We start from the raw sequence: 1,551 nt of genomic DNA, 5'->3' as shown, positions 1-1,551 counted from the left end.
GCCGAGGGTGCCGCCGATCAGTTCGGCGACCGCGCCGTACGCGGCCGGGTTGTTGGGGTTGTCGTACTGGCCCGGTACGAAGCTGTCCGGGCGCAGCAGGCGCAGTTCCTCCACCCGGGCGAGCCGGGCGCCCTGGATGCCACCGGGCTGTCCGGTGTCCTCGACGATCTCCACGGTCGCGCCGAGCATCGTCAGCCGGGTGTACAGCTCCCGGTCGATCGCCGCGTCGCCGACGATGGTGAGGGGGTAGCCGCGCAGCCGGCACACCATGGCGAGGCCCAGGGCGAAGGTGCCGGAGGAGGTCTCGATGATCGGGGTGCCCGGGAGGAGGGTACCGGCGGCCTCGGCCTGGTCGATGATGTAGCGGGCGGGCAGCAGCTTCATCAGGCTGAAGGCGGCCCCGTAGAGGTTGTCGGTGAGTTGGATGAGGCGCGGGAGCTCGGTGGCTTCCACTACGGACGAGTGCACTTTGGCAGCACTCGCGACCACGGTCGTCGTCATGTCAGTCACCCGTCGTGAAGATCCACTGCTCGTGGATGCCCGTGCTGTGCAGAAGGTCTTTCGCGTGTTCGGTGCGGGCCTCGACGTCGCGGTCGTCGCGGTCGAAGAGGATGCCGGCGATGTCCCCGCTGTGGGCGGCCTGCACCCCGAGGGCGCCGACCTCCCGGACGATCCAGCGGATCCGGTCGAGGTCCGGTATCGGCAGATGCCGCTGGTTGATCTCGGTGCTGGCGGTGGCCACCGCGCCCAGGAGGGCCGCGTCCTTCGTCTGGATGGCGTCGCGGAGCATGGCCTGGAGCTCGGCGAAGCTCCGGGTCTCGTCGGTGCCGTAGCTGGCCGGCGGGAAGGCGAGGGTGTCCACGCCCTGGCCGCTGTTCTGCGGCCGTGAGCCGAAGCCGAGGACGCGCACCGGTGGCATGCGGTAGCCGAAGTCCTCGATGACCTCGCCGTCGCGCTGGGCGAACAGTACCGATGTCTCCTCGAACATCAGGGAGTCGGAGGCCAGTTCCGCCTGTACGGCGAGCCGGGCCACGTCCTCGGGGGCCAGCGCGCTGACGAACGCGTCCTTGACCGCCCAGATGGTGGCGAGGACATCGCTGGTCGAGGAGCCGAAGCCGCGGCACAGCGGGACGTCGCCGGAGAGGTCGAGGTGACCGCCCACGGGGTGTTCCCCGTCCGGGCTGATCGCGGCNNCCGCGCGCAGGGCCTTGGTCTTCCAGGCCGGGGAGACGGTCAGTTCGGCACCGGGTGCCGGCATGAAGGTCGCGTGTGTCTTGTAGATGGTGCAGGGGAGCGTCACCAGGCCCCTGGTGAGTCCGCCCTCGTGGGGGAAGACTCCCTGAAGGATCTCGCCGTGATGGATGGGAGCCGAAGCGATACCGAGGCGCCAGCCGGAATGATCAGCCATATCCCTTGCTTCCTCTGAGGCCGGGCCGCTCCTTTGCGTACCGGGTCGGCCGTTCGGACACGTTCACGTTAGGAAAAAGACCCGGCCGAATCCGGTGGCTGGGGCGGCAGTTCCCGGGCAGTCACCGCGGGGCGGAGGGGGCG

At 69.7% G+C, this 1,551-nt stretch carries 2 protein-coding genes; both read right to left on the bottom strand.

The features are described from left to right. The coding region (locus CCN72_RS19875) for a pyridoxal-phosphate dependent enzyme (protein ID WP_208638047.1) at nucleotides 1–453 on the bottom strand (453 nt) is incomplete at its 3' end. Between the two features lie 49 nt (nucleotides 454–502). Next, nucleotides 503–1,258, bottom strand: a complete 756-nt coding sequence (locus CCN72_RS19870; protein ID WP_425276156.1) for a GHMP family kinase ATP-binding protein — start codon at nucleotides 1,256–1,258, stop codon at nucleotides 503–505. Nucleotides 1,259–1,551 lie beyond the last annotated feature (293 nt).

It is taken from the genome of Streptomyces murinus, from assembly GCF_002154555.1.
Taxonomy (GTDB): domain Bacteria; phylum Actinomycetota; class Actinomycetes; order Streptomycetales; family Streptomycetaceae; genus Streptomyces; species Streptomyces murinus.
This window is presented reverse-complemented; position numbering and strand designations above follow the sequence as displayed.